Raw genomic sequence first — 15,877 nt, forward strand, 5'->3', positions numbered from 1 at the left:
TTTTTATTAAGGGAGGTTCAAAAGACCGATTCAACATTGATACTTAAATCCCTGGCAAAGGATAAGACCAGATGACAGCGCGGACCCGTATTCAATGCGGGTCCTGCTTATTAGATACAATTAAATTTGCATTATCAATTATTAAGGACGATAGTGTATGATATAGGAAGTGGATTAATATTTGGGGGTTGGGATATGAGATACTGCTGGACTACGCTGCATGTTGATGATATGGAAAAGTCGGTTGAGTTCTATAACGGGCTGCTCGGACTGCCTGTTAACAGGAGGTTCAAGGCAGGACCGAAGATGGAGCTCTGTTTCCTCGGAGATGGTGAAACTCAGGTTGAGCTTATTTCAGAGGAAGGCTGCAGTGTGTCCAATGGGGATGACATATCGATGGGGTTTGTCGTAGAATCTCTGGACAGGATGATTGAAGTGCTTGAAGGGAAGGGGATACCTGTCCATAGCGGACCGTTCCAGCCGGGACCAGGCATAAGATTCCTATTTGTCAAGGACCCCAGCGGAGTGAAGGTCCAGCTTGTCGAAAACCTGTGATTTGCAGGTATTCTGGACTATTGACATAAAGCTCTGCATTATCTATAATCTTATAGTAATATTCCGGCAATGAAGAGGATTAGTAGTCGAATATGAACCTTAAGAGAAGGGGTGGTTGGTGAGAACCCTGAGGTTAATAACGATGAAGCTGCCTTGGAGCTGATTTTCCGAAAGAGATGGACATATGTCCATAATTAGGGTGGTACCGCGGAAGCATGGCTTTCGTCCCTTGTCTGGGATGAAGGCTTTTTTTATTTATTGTTCTTATATATATGTGTGTTATATGCTATAAAAATTTGGAGGTACGAAATGAACAGGCTAAGTACAAGCGAAATAAGGGAAAGATATCTGAAGTTCTTTGAAGGCAAGGCACATCTTGTCCTTGACTCATACCCTCTGGTTCCTAAGGATGACAAGTCGCTGCTTCTCATCAATGCAGGAATGGCTCCACTGAAGGCATACTTCACTGGAGTGAAGACGCCTCCTTCGACAAGGATCGCGACCTGCCAGAAGTGCATAAGGACTGGAGACATAGACAACGTGGGCAGGACCAAGAGGCATGCCACGTTCTTTGAGATGCTCGGAAACTTCTCCTTCGGAGACTACTTCAAGGAAGAGATCATTCCATGGGCGTGGGAGTTTGTAACAAAGGAGCTTGAGATACCAACTGACAAGCTTTATGTGACCATATATTTCGAGGATGATGAGGCCTTCGAGATATGGAAGAACAAGACAAACATAGACCCTGCAAGGATATTCAGGCTCGGCAAGGAAGACAACTTCTGGGAGATAGGAGTGGGACCATGCGGACCATGCTCAGAGATCCATTACTACAAGGCTGACGGAGTGGTTACTACTACTGAAGAATTCATCGAGGCCGGCGAGAGAGACGAGATGGTTGAGTTCTGGAACCTTGTCTTCACACAGTTCGACAAGGATGAGGAAGGCAACTACAACAGGCTTGCAGCTCCTAACATAGACACAGGAATGGGTCTTGAGAGAATGGCGACCATAATGCAGGGAGTAAAGTCCATATTCGAGATAGACATACTGAAGAACATAATCGAGAGCGTCGTTGAGATAACCGGAAGGGCATACGGCGAAGATGAGAAGACAGACATCAGCATAAGGATAATTGCTGACCATGCCAAGAGCGTAGCTTTCCTCATAAGCGATGGAGTCCTTCCTTCAAACGAAGGAAGGGGCTATGTCATGAGAAGGCTCCTCAGGCGAGCTGCAAGGCACGGCAAGGTGCTTGGGTCAAAGGGCAAGTTCCTTAACCATGTCATCGAGGCTGTCATAGACAGCTACAAGGATGCATATCCTGACCTTGTGGAGAGGAAGTCATACATAAACAAGATAGTTGCGCTTGAAGAGGAGAAGTTCCTCGAGACCATAGACCAGGGAACAGAGCTCCTTAACGGATATATCGCGGAGACTTCAGGTGACGTATTCAGCGGAGCACACGCATTCAAGCTTTATGACACATACGGGTTCCCCCTTGAGCTCACAGAGGAGATACTTGCAGAGAAGGACATGAAGGTTGACTTCAAGGCCTTCAAGGAAGAGATGGAACTGCAGAGGCAGCGGGCAAGGAGCGCCAGGGGCGAAAGCAACTACATGGGCGGAAGCCTTCAGGGCATAGACACCTTCTCTGAGCACTATGAGACCGAGTTTGTTGGCTATAACGTACTTGAAGCGGATATTGAGATCATTGCCGTTTCTGACGGAGCGGAAGAAACAGATAAGCTCGCAGCCGGAAGCACTGGCTATATCGTAACAAATAAGACCCCTTTCTACGCTGAGATGGGCGGACAGGTAGGAGATACGGGACTTGTTTCGGGAAAGGGCTTCAGGGCCGAGGTAACAGATACAAGAAAGAGCAGGAGCGGAAACACTGTACATTCAGTTACTGTGACTGAAGGAGAGCTTTCATTGGGAGAGGCCGTCCTTTCTGTTGACAAGGCAAGGAGGACATCAATACAGAGGAACCATACTGCAACACATATACTCCATAAGGCACTTAAGATAGTGCTCGGAGACCATGTCAACCAGGCAGGCTCAATTGTCCTTGACGAAAAGCTCAGGTTCGACTTCAACCACTTCCAGGGAGCCACAGCTGAAGAGCTGAAGAGGATAGAGGAGATAGTCAACGAGGAGATACTTAGGGCAATGCCTGTAAAGACTGACATCATGGACATGGTGGAGGCAAAGAAGAGCGGAGCCATGGCTCTGTTCGACGAGAAGTACGGCGATGAGGTAAGGGTGCTTTCGGTAGGTGACTTCTCAAGGGAGCTCTGCGGCGGAACACATGTAAGGAACAGCGGAGAGATCGGTCTCTTCAGGATAGTCTCAGAGTCAGGGATCGCATCGGGAGTCAGAAGGATAGAGGCAGTCACCGGAATGAACGCCTACAGGCTTTTCATAGCCAAAGAGGAGCTTCTTGAGTCAGTGGCTGAGACACTTAAGTCGAGCGAGAAGGACCTGCTGCAGAAGGCTTCAGCAAATGTTGCCGAACTTAAGGCAAGGTCAAAGGAGATAGAGGAGCTCAAGAGAAGCCTTTCAAAGGGCTCCATAGATACGCTTGTATCATCAAGAGAGGACATCGGTGGTGTTTCACTGGTGCGCGGCGAGGTAAAGGATGCGGATGCATCGGCACTAAGGGAAATAACTGAAAAAGTTCTGGACAAACTGAAATCAGGCGTGGTAGCATTGGCTTCTGTGGACAATCAGAAGGTAAACTTCTCCGTAATGGTTTCGAAGGACCTGACAGCAAAGGGTCTACATGCTGGAAAGCTCATCAAGGAGATAGCTGCAGTAGCAGGCGGCGGCGGTGGCGGAAGGCCGGATATGGCTCAGGCAGGCGGTAAGAATCCTGAAAAGACAGCGGAAGCTTTACAGTTAGTTCATAAACTTATTGAAACAGTAATCAAATAATCCCGGTTCAAGGTGTACATTCACCCCCAAATAATTTATAATGTAATGTATAGTAGTTTATTAGTGGGGGGTGAATCTGCTTTTTTGCAGGTGAATATGAGCAATAAAGATAATACGATGCAGTTCGACTTTGAAAGAGACAAGAAGGATCTTACCAAGAGTATCCTGGAAGAGGTCTACAATGCTTTGAAGGAGAAGGGCTACAACCCAGTGAATCAGCTTGTCGGATACATTATCTCCGGAGACCCCACGTATATCACGAACTACAACGGTGCAAGGGCTCTTGTGAGAAAACTCGAAAGGGATGAAATCCTGGAAGAGGTTTTAAAATCCTATTTAAATATCAAAGAATAGGAGGGATACCTTACGGGTATCCCTTTTTTAGAGATTCAAGCACGAATTAGGAAAGGTCAAATTATTTATGAGGTATGCAGGACTGGATGTTGGAACAAGAACAATCGGCGTTGCGGTGAGCGATCCCTTAGGCTATACCGCCCAGGGAATAACCACTGTGAAAAGGAAATCCATGGAGGATGACCTGACAGAGCTCTTGAAGGTTTTTTCGGAGTATTCGGTAACAGGAATCGTTGTGGGACTACCCAAGAACATGGACGGGACCATTGGGCCGCAAGCCCAGATGAGTCTTGATTTTGGCGCCTTCCTTGAAGAACGCACAGGCATGAAGGTGGAATTCTGGGATGAGAGGCTTACTACAAGAGCATCTCACCGGATAATGCTGGAAGCGGATTTTTCAAGGAAAAAGAGGAAGTCGCTTGTCGACAAGATCGCAGCAACCTTCATACTTCAAGGATATTTAGATAAAAACAGCAGCACTATTCAAACAAAGAGGTGAAAACATGGAAGATATGACTGACATCATCCTGCTTACGGACGATGAAGGAAACGAGGTCGAGGTCGAGGTTGTAACGAGACTTGAGATCGAAGATACTGAATACTATATTGTATCTCCAGTTGGCGAGGACGAGGAGCCTGTGTTCACGGCGCTCAGAGTCGACTACGACGAGGACGGGAATGAATTTTTCCAGAGCGTCGAGGATGATTCCGAGATAGCTATGATCGAGGAAGCCTACAGCATGATTTTCGAAGACGAGGAACTAAACTGAGATGCAGGGGAAGCTATCCGGAGAGGACATCAAAAGAGTCACGGAGCTGCTTAGAAAAAGCGGCTATAAGCTAACCCCGCAGAGACAGGCTATAGTGGACACGATAATCTCGAGCGTGGGAAACCACCTCACCGTTGAAGAGCTTTATGCTCTGGTGAGGCTGAAGAAGCCCGAGATTGGATTGGCTACGGTATACAGGACGGTTATTCTAATGAACGAGCTGGGACTTGTCTCAAGGCTCGATTTAAAGGACGGCAGCGCCAGGTACGAGATGACGAGGATTGAGGAAAATCATACTCATCATCACCTAATATGTACCCGGTGTTCTCGTGTGTCCGAATTCATGGGAGACCTTCTTGAACCTATAGAGCATGTCATCGAGGAGAAATACAACTTCATAATCAAGGATCATAGCCTTAAATTTTACGGTATTTGTGAAGAGTGCGCTAAAGAGGAAAAACTCAAGGAGGAATAATTAGTTTAATGAGAAAAGAAAAAGACAAGATCAAGATAATACCTCTTGGCGGAATCGATGAAATCGGAAAGAACATGACAGTTATAGAGTATAAGGATGAGATCGTGGTTATAGACTGCGGACTCAAGTTCCCGGACGATGAGATGTTCGGGATCGATGTGGTCATACCTGACATCACATACCTTATCAAGAACAAGGACAAGATAAAGGGCTTTTTCATAACCCATGGTCATGAGGACCATATAGGAGCCCTTCCATACATACTCAAGCAGATCAACGTGCCGGTGCATGCAACTAAGCTTACACTGGGACTCATAAAGATAAAGCTGAAGGAGCACAATCTGCTGGATGTGGTTGAACTTGTAACGGTAAAGCCTACAGATGTGATAAAGTTCCAGAGGCTGTCAGTCGAGTTCATCAAGGTAAACCACTCCATCGCAGACGCGACTGCAATAGCTATACACACGCCGCTTGGAGCAATAGTCCATACCGGAGACTTCAAGGTTGACTTTACGCCTGTTGACGGCGAGGTCATCGACCTGCAGAGGTTTTCGGAGCTGGGCAGGAAGGGCGTCCTTGCGCTCATGGCGGACAGCACCAATGTTGAAAGAAAAGGCTATACACTCTCAGAAAGTACAGTAGGCGAAAGCTTCAGGAAGCTTTTCCAGGGGGTTGAAGGCAGGATAATTGTCGCAACCTTTGCGTCTAACATCCACAGGCTTCAGCAGATAATGGAGGCAGGAATTGCACATGGCAGGAAGATAGCAGTTTCAGGCAGGTCGATGGAGAACATTATCCCTGTCGCTAGCGAGCTTGGATATCTGCACGTGGATGAAAGCTCCATGATAACTGTGGACCAGATAAACAAGTACCCTGAGAACCAGGTGCTCATCATTACTACAGGAAGCCAGGGAGAGCCCATGGCGGCACTGTCCAGGATGGCAGCGGGACTTCACAGGAAGGTACAGATAAAGACGGGGGATACAGTGGTATTCTCATCATCACCAATACCAGGCAATGAGAAATCAGTATTCAACACCATAAACCAGCTGTACAAGCTTGGAGCAAATGTAATTTACGAATCGCTGGCAGAGGTTCATGTCTCAGGGCATGCGTGCCAGGAGGAGATAAAGCTCATCCATACACTGGTAAGGCCAAAGAACTTCATACCGGTACATGGTGAGTCAAGGCACCTCAGGGAGCATGCGGACCTGGCGTTCAATCTCGGACAGGACAGGAACAGCATAGTAATACCTGAGAACGGCGATGTCATAGAAGTTGCCAGGGATGGTATAAGGAAGAACGGCACTGTGGCTTCAGGACATGTTTTCATTGACGGACTCGGAGTCGGGGATGTAGGTAAGATAGTACTGAGGGACAGGAAGCTTCTGTCAGAGGACGGTATAATCACTGTTGTGGTTACCATGGAAAAGGAAAGCGGAATGGTTGTTTCAGGACCTGACATAATCTCAAGAGGATTTGTGTATGTCAAGGAAGCTGAAGTTCTCATGGAGAATGCAAGGCTCGTAGTAAGGGAAGTGCTTGATGAGTGCGAGGAGAAGAGAATCAGCGACTGGAATGTCCTGAAGACTATGATCAAGGATTCGCTCAAGTCCTACCTGTACTCGAAGACCATGAGGAAGCCGATGATACTGCCGATTATTATGGAAGTCTAGGAGAGATAAAGCATGAACATTTTTGACAAGGTGAATGAATTCGCCTCAGTCCTTAAGGACCATGATGATGTGGTGGCGTACAGGAACGCTGCCAGGAAGATCGAATCTAATCCTGAAAAGCAGAAGATGCTGGAAGACTTCAGGAAGATCCAGATTGCTGCATACCAGGAATCAGTGGAAACCGGCAAGGTGACCGATGAGACTAATGAGAAGATGCAGAATTTCGCTTCGATCATACAGATGAATCCTGACATCAATGAGTATCTGCAGGCTGAAATGAGGTTTTCGATAATGTTCGAGGATATCATGAAGATAATTACTGATGCAGTCGGCGTCAACATGCTTGGCCCCGAAAGATAACAGCTGACTGGATATCTCTGATATCCAACAATGGGTATCTTCAATACCCAACAATGGGTATCTTCAATACCCAACTATTGGATACCTCAGGTATCCAATTTTTATGCAATGAGAAATCTAACCGTTTCCATGAGCCGCATGACCCAAACAATGGAGGAAAAAATGTATAAAAGAGAAGATGTAAGAAACATAGCGATAATAGCCCATGTCGACCACGGAAAGACTACACTGGTTGATGCTCTGCTCAGGCAGTCCAACATATTCAGGATAAATGAGAAGGTCGAGGAAAGGGTCATGGACTCTAACGACATCGAAAAGGAGAGGGGAATAACAATACTCTCCAAGAACACAGCTGTACACTACAAAGGCACCAGGATTAACATAGTTGATACACCTGGCCATGCGGACTTCGGCGGAGAGGTTGAACGAGTCCTCATGATGGTTGACTCGGTGCTTCTCGTTGTAGATGCATATGAGGGTGCCATGCCTCAGACAAAGTTCGTCCTGAAAAAAGCTCTTGAGCTTGGACTGAACCCGCTTGTCGTCGTCAACAAGATAGACAGGAAGGATGCAAGACCGCTTGAAGTCATTGACGAGGTGTTCGACCTGTTCGTGGAGCTTGGAGCTACAGACGAGCAGTGCGACTTCCCGATAATATACGCTTCGGCAAGGGAAGGCTATGCAGCCCTTGACCTTGATGACGACATGATCAGCATGATACCTCTATTCGAGAAGGTAATTGAATTCGTTAAGCCGCCTGAAGGTGACATCGACGGTTCGCTTCAGCTTCTTGTAACCACCCTCGATTCAAGTGAATATGTCGGCAAGATCGCCATAGGCAAGATAATCAGGGGAAGGGCCAGGAGGAACCAGCAGATAGCGATAATCAGCAAGAATGGTGATATCAGGAAGACCACGATCTCAAACATGTACCTGTATGACGGACTGAAGAGGGTGGAGACAGAAGAGGCTTACCTTGGAGATATAGTTGCCATCTCCGGACTTGGTGATGTGTCCATAGGAGATACTGTCGCTGATGCAAAGGATCCTGAAGCGCTTCCTTTCGCACATATAGACGAGCCGACACTTTCCATGAACTTCATGGTCAATGACTCCCCATTTGCTGGCCAGGATGGAACTTATGTTACCTCAAGGCATCTCAGGGACAGGCTCTTCAAGGAGCTTGAGACCAATGTTTCACTTAAGGTGGTTGAGCTTAGCCCTGATTCCTATGAGGTTTCAGGAAGAGGAGAGCTTCATCTTTCCATACTCATAGAGACAATGAGAAGAGAAGGCTACGAGATGCAGGTCTCAAAGCCAAGGGTAATCATGAAGGAAGAGAACGGAAAGACTCTTGAGCCTATGGAATACCTCACAATCGACGTTCCTGAGGAGTTCATGGGACCTGTCATGGAGAAGCTCGGGCCAAGAAAGGCTGAAATGGTAAACATGACATCAGCCATAAACGGATATACAAGGCTTGAATTCATAGTACCATCCAGAGGACTCATAGGATTCAGAAATGAATTCATGACTGACACCAAAGGAAATGGTATAATGAATCATGTGTTCCATAGTTACGATAAATATAAGGGTGATATACCTGGAAGGTCCAGGGGCAGCCTTGTAGTCTTCGAATCTGGGGAGGCAATAACTTACGGATTGTTCAATGCGCAGGAGAGAGGGAATCTCTTTATCGGAGCGGGAGTTCCTGTATATTCAGGAATGGTATGCGGCGAGTGTTCAAGGGCTGATGACATCGAGGTAAACATATGCAAGAAGAAGCATCTGTCAAACACAAGGTCATCAGGTTCTGACGATGCACTTAAGCTCGTACCTCCTAGGGAAATGTCCCTGGAAGCCTGCCTTGAATTCATATCAGATGATGAACTGGTGGAAGTTACACCGCTTAATATCAGGATCAGAAAGAGATATCTGGACCACCTCGAGAGGAAGAGGGCGGCCAGGAAGTAGGGGGATCGGATTGAAGAAATTTTTGCTTGTCCTTTTGGTCATCGTGGTTATTTTTGGTGGAGCAGGACTTTTCGGGTGGAACTACTATAACGGCATAGGTGAAAATCCTCTGAAGTCGGATTCTGACAAGGTCATTGTGACAGTTGAGAGGAATGCTACCCTCAACGGCATATTCGATGACCTGGCAGCGTCAGGTAACTTAAGAAACCTCATTCTCACCAAGCTTTATATGATGCAGCATCCGCTGAACACAAATATAAAGGCAGGGACATATGAGGTGCCGGCAGATGCCACCCTCGAGGAGCTGGTAAAAGAGCTCAGGGAAGGCAAAAACATCAATGAAATCACTGTTACAATACCTGAAGGCTATACCATCGAAAGGATGGGCGGATTATTCGAGGATAAGGGCCTGTTTTCAAAGCAGGAATTCATCGATGCTGCGAAGGCATATAAGCATCCAGACTGGATAACCAATGTGGAGTCCAGAAGGTACGCAATGGAGGGCTTCCTGATGCCGGATACATACAAGTTCGAGAAGGGAATAACCCCGACATACGCACTGGACGTCATGCACAAGGCATTCGTGAAGAAGATGGATGCCATACTGAAGGACCTGAAAATCCAGTCTCCTAATACAAGATGGAACAGGATAGTGACTATAGCCGCCATGATCGAAAGGGAAGCTGCCAACACGGATGAGATGCCTTTGGTCTCATCTGTCATCAAGAACAGGATAGTCAAGAGGATGAAGCTTCAGATCGACGCCACAGTTGTCTATGCGCTGGGAAAGGAATCAACAGACAAGGTCACTCTTGATGACCTTAAGGTGGATTCCCCGTACAACACATATGCCATAAGCGAGCTGCCTGTCGGTCCCATAGCTAATCCGGGCGAGGCAGCCATAAGGGCGGCCCTTCAGCCTGCTGACACCAATTTCATATATTACGTGCTTGACCCTAAGGCTGATGCCCACTTCTTCACAGCAAACTACAACGAGTTCCTTGCCAAGAAGGCGGAGTTTAGCAACTAGAAAAGAAGGATCACAATGGACAATATCACATATCCACACATAACGGAATATATAGAATCCCTGGTCGGTGAGACCGGACTTGGACATCTTGAGAAGTATGCGGAGGAAAACAGCGTCCCGATAATACAAAAGGACGCTCTTGGCCTCCTTCTCTTCATGGTAGGGATGAAAAGGCCGAAAAGGCTCCTTGAGCTGGGGACTGCGATAGGGTACTCAGCCATAGCCATGGCGCTGGAATCGCCTCATACCATGATCACCACGGTGGACCTCAATGCAGGTATGAAGGAAAGGGCTGAAGAGAACATAAGGCACGCAGGCCTGTCAGACAGGATCGAAGTTGTTCTTTCAGACTGCATGGACTTCCTGAAGGGCGACCATGATAAGTTTGACATGGTATTCATAGACGCGAGGAAGTCTCACTACATGGAATACCTTGAGCTTAGCCTTCCACTTCTGAATGAGGATGGGCTTATTATCGTTGACAATGTCCTGTTCAGGGGTCTGGTTCCCGATGGGGAGGAATTCCCGAGGAAATATCGTGCGACGGTATCAACCCTAAGGGAATTCACAAGGACCGTTTCTGAAAGGGAAGACCTGTCATCCGCCATCATACCAATTGGTGACGGGGTGGCATTCATAAGGAGGAAACCAAATGTTTAAACCGGAGCTTCTTGCCCCTGCAGGAAACCTGAGCAAACTGAAGACTGCAGTGGACTACGGAGCGGATGCCGTGTACCTGGGCGGCAGCAGGCTTAACCTCAGGGCATTTTCCGACAACTTTACATATGAAGAGCTTAGGGAAGGAATAAAGTATGCCCACGACAGGGGCAGGAAGGTATATGTTACGCTTAACGTATTTCCGCACAACAGCGATATGAACGGGCTTGAGGATTACCTCAGGGAGCTTCATGCTGCGAATGTTGATGCTGCCATTGTATCAGACCCCGGCATAATCATGACTGCCAGGCAGGTGGTACCGGAGCTTGAGCTGCACCTTTCCACGCAGGCAAACAACGTGAACTGGCGCTCCGCAATCTTCTGGCATTCCATGGGAATAAAGAGGATCGTGCTCGCGAGGGAGCTGAGCATGAAGGAGATAAGGGAGATAAAGGATAATATCCCTGATACCCTTGACCTTGAAGCTTTCGTGCATGGATCAATGTGCATGGCGTATTCAGGCAGATGCCTGCTGTCAAACTACATGACCGGCAGGGATGCCAACAGGGGCGCATGCGCACAGCCCTGCAGGTACAAGTACCATCTGGTGGAGGAGACGAGACCGGGTGAGTACATGGAGATCATGGAGGATGACAAGGGAACCTATATCATGAACTCAAAGGACCTTTGCATGATCGAACATATTCCTGAGCTCATGGAGTCTGGAATAGTGTCGTTCAAGATAGAAGGCAGGATGAAATCAGAATTCTATGTCGCGGCGATAGTAAAGGCCTACAGGGAAGCGATAGACAGCTATGTTTCAGACCCAGCGAACTACACTTATGACCCGGCATGGATGGAGATGCTCTCCATGATAAGCCACAGACAGTACTATACAGGCTTCTACTTCGGAAGGGGAAACAGCCAGGTATACGAAAGCAGCTCATATGTCAGGGATTTTGACATAGTGGGTGTGGTAGCTGAGGATGAGAAGAACGGCAGATACGTTATCGGCCAGAAGAACAGGGTCTTTCCCGGAGACACCGTCAAGGTGCTGAGGGCAAGGGGACCTGTGATAGACACGATAATTGACAATTTTGAGGATGAAGAGGGAAATGAGATCAACGTGGCCAACAAGGCTGCAATGGTGTTTTCAGCAACATCCACCAAACCACTGATGTACGGAGACATGCTGGTACTGGAAAAGAAAGACTGATATCTCAAGGAGTGATCAATGTGAAGAAGCCTATCCTTATCGGTATAGCAGGCGGTACTGGCTCAGGAAAGAGCACCGTAGCAAGGGAAATCTTCAGGAGTTTTCCAAGTGAAAAGATCTGCATCATCATGCAGGATTCCTATTACAAGGATCAGTCAAACCTGTCCTTTGAGGACAGGATAAGAACAAATTACGACCATCCAAACGCATTCGACACGGAGCTCCTAATAAGTCACCTGAAGGACCTCCTTGATGGCAGGAAGATAGAGAAGCCTATATACGACTTCACTGTCCACAACAGGAAGGCCGAGGTTGAGATAGTTGAGCCAAGGGAGATAATAATCCTTGAGGGCATCCTTATACTTGACGACAAGGCACTTAGGGACATGATGGATGTCAGGATATACGTTGACACCGATGCGGACCTCAGGATCCTCAGGAGGCTTGTCAGGGACATCAGGGACAGGGGCAGGACAATGGAGTCAGTAATCGAGCAGTACCTTACGGTTGTAAGGCCAATGCATCTTCAGTTCATTGAACCGACGAAGAGGTATGCGGACCTGATAATACCCGAGGGCGGGAAGAACAAGGTAGCAATAGATGTGCTTGTGGCAAAGGTAAGACAGCATCTGGGATAAGAGTCATTTTAATGACTTAGAGGGGCATTTTCATGCCTCTTTTTCTTATGTATAATAAAGCTAAAATGTGGGATAATATAAGTGGAGGTGAAGAACATGAAAGTTGGGCTTCTGGGAAGAAACATATCGTATTCAAGGTCTCCTGAGATCCATAACAGCTGGTACAAGGAAAGGAACATACCGCTCACCTATTCGATATTTGACGTAAAGAGGGATGACATACCTTCATTCATTGAATCGATGGAGAAGGAAGGTATTGTCGGATTCAATGTTACTGTTCCTTACAAGGAACACATAATGGGATTTATCCATGAGCTGCATTCTGAGGCTTTGGAGGTTGGGGCGGTTAATACTGTGGTCGTTAAGGAAGGCTGGAGGATAGGGTACTGCACTGATGTCCATGGGTTCGAAAGGTCACTTGCTGAAAATGGGCTTGACTTAAAGGGTAAAAAGGTCCTCATCCTAGGAAGCGGAGGAGCTGCCAGGGCTGTATACACCGCACTCCGGCATATTGGCGCTGAGATCCACATGGCCTTCAGGTCAGAGGAAAAGAAGGTCCAGTTTCCGGAATCCAGATTGTTCATGTCCCTTGAGGAAGCCGGCGACATCTCAAAGTATGCCATGGTCATCAACTGCACAAAGCTAGGGAACATCAATGACGACAGGTTACCGATAGAGATAACCGGATACTCACCTGATACCGTACTTTATGACCTCAACTATGAACCCAAGTACTCCGCATTCCTGAGGAAGGGAAAGGAGCTTGGCCTAAGGGTGATCAATGGCGAAAGCATGCTCAGGAACCAGGCTATGAAGTCAATCGAGATATGGACAGACGCGTTGAAGCAGTCCTGAATGCAGCAAGGACTGGAGAAGCGACTGATATTATCCTTAAAGAGGGTGAAATCGCCTCATACAGGATAAATGGAAGGCTTGAAGCAGGTGATGTCGAAATCGACTCGAGCTTCATGGATGAGCTGTTCAGGAACCTTACTCCTGCTTCAGGCTACCATGCAGGACCTTTACCCAGCCTGGACCTTGCATTCGAATGCAGAGGCAGATACAGGGCTAACCTGTTCACAGCAGAGGGAAGGAAATGCGCAGTCCTTCGTGTGATAAAGGAAAGAGTGGGAAGATTGGAGGAACTTGGACTTCCTGGCATGCTGGCGGACAGGATAGCCGAAAGGAAAGGATTGTCACTTATTGTAGGCAGGACAGGCTCCGGAAAATCCACCACTTTGGCTTCGATCACACAGGAGATCCTAAGTCGGGAGGATGCCCATGTTGTCACTCTCGAAGACCCGGTCGAGTTCCGTATGCAAGGCAAGAGGGGTACTGCCACGCAACGGGAGCTGGGCCGGGATTTTTCATCCTTTGAGGATGGCATATACCAGGCACTCAGACAAAGTCCTGATTTCATAGTCATTGGCGAGATAAGGAACCTTTCCTCGCTCAGGGCGGCACTTACTGCCGCTGAAGCCGGTCATGGGATAATAGGTACCATCCATTCGTCGGGAGCATCCAGGACACTTACACGTATGCTTGCAATGGTTCCTGAATCGGAGAAGGAATTTGCCAGGTTCCAGATTTCAAGCGTACTCAATCTCATGCTCTCTCAGCGGCTGGAATACAGGGAAAGCGGACCTTTCCTTGACTATGAGCTGCTTCTTAATGTACCTTCAGTGGAGAACACCATAAGGGAAGGACGCATAAATCAGCTGGATAACCTTATTTTCCTTGGTGAAAAGCTTGGAATGAAAAGATTCTCGACAATTACCTGATATTATTTAAACAAATTTAAAGTATTCTTAATCATGAGGCACTCCTTTATGGTCTATCATTTACTGAGAGCTACTATGGAGGTGCATGCTTATGCTTTTGGAACTGATATACGTTATTTTCAAGGTGGTTGGCCTAGTTGCTGCCGCTCTGTCAATATATCACCTTAGTATCTCCCTCTTCGGGACATACAGGAAAAACAGGGGCAGGAGATATGAGCCCCAAAAGTCTTTCGCAGTACTTGTTGCAGCGCACAATGAGGCAGCAGTTGTCGGAAATGTCGTGAAGAGCGTCAGGGAGATGAATTATCCGAAAGAGCTTTTTGATGTATTTGTCATAGCTGACAATTGCACCGACAATACGGCAGCAATAGCGAGGGATGCAGGAGCAAAGGTTCATGTACGTGAGAACAGGCAGGAAAAGGGGAAGGGTTATGCCCTTGACTGGTTCTTCGAAAGGCTGTTCAAGCTGGACAGGGACTACGATGCAGTCGTTGTTCTGGATGCTGATAACCTGGTGTCAAGGAATTTCCTCTTTGAAATGAACGACCACCTCATGAGAGGCTATCATGCAGTCCAGGGATATCTTGATTCAAAGAATCCTTTCGACACAGCGATAACCGCATCCTACTCACTTGAATTCTGGATATCCAACAGGATGCTGAAGCTGTCCAGGCACAATCTGGGATTGTCCTCTCAGATCAGCGGCACAGGCTTTGCCATAGACACAATGATACTCAGGAAATACGGATGGAAGGCTAATTGCCTTGTTGAAGACCTTGAATTCACCTGCAAGCTCATACTTAACGGCTATAAGGTAGGATGGGCCCACGATGCAGTAATATATGACGAAAAGCCTCTTACGCTCAGGCAATCCGTTGCACAGAGAAGAAGATGGATGCAGGGGTATGCTGATGTGTTCTCAAGGTATTTCCTTAAGCTCATGAAGAAAGCCTTAAAGGATAAGGACCTGGCAGCATTTGATTGTGCCCTTTACTCCGCTCAGCCATACTACCTGATACTTATAGGGCTTAACCTTGTGAACATGTATGTTCTCAACATCGGGGTCGCCTATGCCAAGGCAGCCGAGATGTACCTGGACTTCAGGTCTGGAACAGTGGGGCCGATAATGTGGATGCTGATAGTTTACGCTGTTATTCAGACAGCATACTTCCCGTTTCTTATGTACCTTGACGGAAAGCTGAACCTGAAGTCGATCCTCAGCTTCATCGTATTCCCGTTCTACTCGCTGACCTGGATACCAGTTGCGATCCTTGGAATCATACACAAGGATTCAAAGGAATGGGTGCACACCAAACATGTGAGGAGCCTCGATCTGAAGCAAGTGGAAGAGAAGATCGTAAAGAGAAAAGAGATGCTATAACATTGTCTAAAGGAATACCGTACTGGACATTTTCCAGTACGGTATTCCTTTTATGGCGCTTCGCTGTTTTAAG

Annotated in this window: 16 protein-coding genes and 1 other annotated feature; all 16 genes read left to right on the top strand. The window is 47.3% G+C overall.

Going from position 1 to position 15,877, the window contains the following annotated elements; all coding sequences use genetic code 11:
* Positions 1–195: 195 nt before the first annotated feature.
* The 16 genes from T472_RS17960 to T472_RS18035 all read left to right on the top strand — a co-directional run bounded on the left by T472_RS17960 (position 196) and on the right by T472_RS18035 (position 15,804).
* The gene (locus T472_RS17960) at positions 196–555 is read left to right on the top strand and encodes a VOC family protein (protein WP_023386419.1); all 360 of its coding nucleotides are present in this window, start codon (positions 196–198) and stop codon (positions 553–555) included.
* Between the two features lie 60 nt (positions 556–615).
* Positions 616–788 (top strand) — a binding site (T-box leader).
* A 76-nt stretch (positions 789–864) separates the two neighbouring features.
* Positions 865–3,492: an alanine--tRNA ligase gene (alaS, locus tag T472_RS17965; RefSeq protein ID WP_023386420.1), complete on the top strand. Its 2,628-nt coding sequence runs from the start codon at positions 865–867 to the stop codon at positions 3,490–3,492.
* Positions 3,493–3,588: 96 nt separating this feature from the next.
* On the top strand, positions 3,589–3,846 hold the full coding sequence (locus T472_RS17970) for an IreB family regulatory phosphoprotein (RefSeq protein ID WP_023386421.1): 258 nt from the start codon (positions 3,589–3,591) through the stop codon (positions 3,844–3,846).
* 67 nt (positions 3,847–3,913) lie between these two features.
* The gene (ruvX, locus tag T472_RS17975; protein WP_023386422.1) at positions 3,914–4,345 is read left to right on the top strand and encodes a Holliday junction resolvase RuvX; all 432 of its coding nucleotides are present in this window, start codon (positions 3,914–3,916) and stop codon (positions 4,343–4,345) included.
* A 4-nt stretch (positions 4,346–4,349) separates the two neighbouring features.
* Positions 4,350–4,616, top strand: a complete 267-nt coding sequence (locus T472_RS17980) for a DUF1292 domain-containing protein (RefSeq protein WP_023386423.1) — start codon at positions 4,350–4,352, stop codon at positions 4,614–4,616.
* A 1-nt stretch (position 4,617) separates the two neighbouring features.
* On the top strand, positions 4,618–5,091 hold the full coding sequence (locus tag T472_RS17985) for a Fur family transcriptional regulator (protein ID WP_023386424.1): 474 nt from the start codon (positions 4,618–4,620) through the stop codon (positions 5,089–5,091).
* 8 nt (positions 5,092–5,099) lie between these two features.
* Positions 5,100–6,767: a ribonuclease J gene (locus T472_RS17990; protein WP_023386425.1), complete on the top strand. Its 1,668-nt coding sequence runs from the start codon at positions 5,100–5,102 to the stop codon at positions 6,765–6,767.
* 12 nt (positions 6,768–6,779) lie between these two features.
* Entirely contained in the window at positions 6,780–7,127 is a 348-nt protein-coding gene (locus T472_RS17995) for a YlbF family regulator (protein WP_023386426.1), read from the top strand.
* Between the two features lie 162 nt (positions 7,128–7,289).
* Positions 7,290–9,101, top strand: a complete 1,812-nt coding sequence (gene typA / locus T472_RS18000) for a translational GTPase TypA (protein ID WP_023384370.1) — start codon at positions 7,290–7,292, stop codon at positions 9,099–9,101.
* A gap of 10 nt (positions 9,102–9,111) precedes the next feature.
* On the top strand, positions 9,112–10,131 hold the full coding sequence (mltG, locus tag T472_RS18005; protein ID WP_023384368.1) for an endolytic transglycosylase MltG: 1,020 nt from the start codon (positions 9,112–9,114) through the stop codon (positions 10,129–10,131).
* A gap of 15 nt (positions 10,132–10,146) precedes the next feature.
* A complete protein-coding gene (locus tag T472_RS18010) occupies positions 10,147–10,791 on the top strand; it encodes an O-methyltransferase (protein WP_023384364.1) in 645 nt (214 codons plus the stop codon).
* Positions 10,784–12,004, top strand: coding sequence for a peptidase U32 family protein (locus T472_RS18015; RefSeq protein WP_023384361.1), 1,221 nt, complete (start codon positions 10,784–10,786; stop codon positions 12,002–12,004). The genes T472_RS18010 and T472_RS18015 overlap by 8 nt, the downstream gene beginning before the upstream one ends.
* Positions 12,005–12,024: 20 nt before the next feature.
* On the top strand, positions 12,025–12,642 hold the full coding sequence (gene udk / locus T472_RS18020; protein ID WP_023384359.1) for a uridine kinase: 618 nt from the start codon (positions 12,025–12,027) through the stop codon (positions 12,640–12,642).
* Positions 12,643–12,738: 96 nt separating this feature from the next.
* Positions 12,739–13,497: a shikimate dehydrogenase family protein gene (locus T472_RS18025; RefSeq protein ID WP_023384357.1), complete on the top strand. Its 759-nt coding sequence runs from the start codon at positions 12,739–12,741 to the stop codon at positions 13,495–13,497.
* Positions 13,470–14,423, top strand: coding sequence for a type IV pilus twitching motility protein PilT (locus T472_RS18030; RefSeq protein WP_023384354.1), 954 nt, complete (start codon positions 13,470–13,472; stop codon positions 14,421–14,423). Before T472_RS18025 ends, T472_RS18030 begins: the two co-directional genes overlap by 28 nt.
* An 85-nt stretch (positions 14,424–14,508) precedes the next feature.
* Positions 14,509–15,804, top strand: coding sequence for a glycosyltransferase family 2 protein (locus T472_RS18035; RefSeq protein WP_040908183.1), 1,296 nt, complete (start codon positions 14,509–14,511; stop codon positions 15,802–15,804).
* The last annotated feature ends 73 nt before the right edge of the window (positions 15,805–15,877 follow it).

This window comes from Youngiibacter fragilis 232.1, from assembly GCF_000495435.3.
GTDB classification, from domain to species: Bacteria; Bacillota; Clostridia; order Clostridiales; family Clostridiaceae; genus Youngiibacter; species Youngiibacter fragilis.

Coding starts and splice junctions, on each gene's coding strand:
- T472_RS17960 (WP_023386419.1), top strand. CDS start 196: ATGAGATACTGCTGGACTACGCTGCATGTTGATGATATGGAAAAGTCG.
- alaS (WP_023386420.1), top strand. CDS start 865: ATGAACAGGCTAAGTACAAGCGAAATAAGGGAAAGATATCTGAAGTTC.
- T472_RS17970 (WP_023386421.1), top strand. CDS start 3,589: ATGAGCAATAAAGATAATACGATGCAGTTCGACTTTGAAAGAGACAAG.
- ruvX (WP_023386422.1), top strand. CDS start 3,914: ATGAGGTATGCAGGACTGGATGTTGGAACAAGAACAATCGGCGTTGCG.
- T472_RS17980 (WP_023386423.1), top strand. CDS start 4,350: ATGGAAGATATGACTGACATCATCCTGCTTACGGACGATGAAGGAAAC.
- T472_RS17985 (WP_023386424.1), top strand. CDS start 4,618: ATGCAGGGGAAGCTATCCGGAGAGGACATCAAAAGAGTCACGGAGCTG.
- T472_RS17990 (WP_023386425.1), top strand. CDS start 5,100: ATGAGAAAAGAAAAAGACAAGATCAAGATAATACCTCTTGGCGGAATC.
- T472_RS17995 (WP_023386426.1), top strand. CDS start 6,780: ATGAACATTTTTGACAAGGTGAATGAATTCGCCTCAGTCCTTAAGGAC.
- typA (WP_023384370.1), top strand. CDS start 7,290: ATGTATAAAAGAGAAGATGTAAGAAACATAGCGATAATAGCCCATGTC.
- T472_RS18010 (WP_023384364.1), top strand. CDS start 10,147: ATGGACAATATCACATATCCACACATAACGGAATATATAGAATCCCTG.
- T472_RS18015 (WP_023384361.1), top strand. CDS start 10,784: ATGTTTAAACCGGAGCTTCTTGCCCCTGCAGGAAACCTGAGCAAACTG.
- T472_RS18025 (WP_023384357.1), top strand. CDS start 12,739: ATGAAAGTTGGGCTTCTGGGAAGAAACATATCGTATTCAAGGTCTCCT.
- T472_RS18030 (WP_023384354.1), top strand. CDS start 13,470: ATGGACAGACGCGTTGAAGCAGTCCTGAATGCAGCAAGGACTGGAGAA.
- T472_RS18035 (WP_040908183.1), top strand. CDS start 14,509: ATGCTTATGCTTTTGGAACTGATATACGTTATTTTCAAGGTGGTTGGC.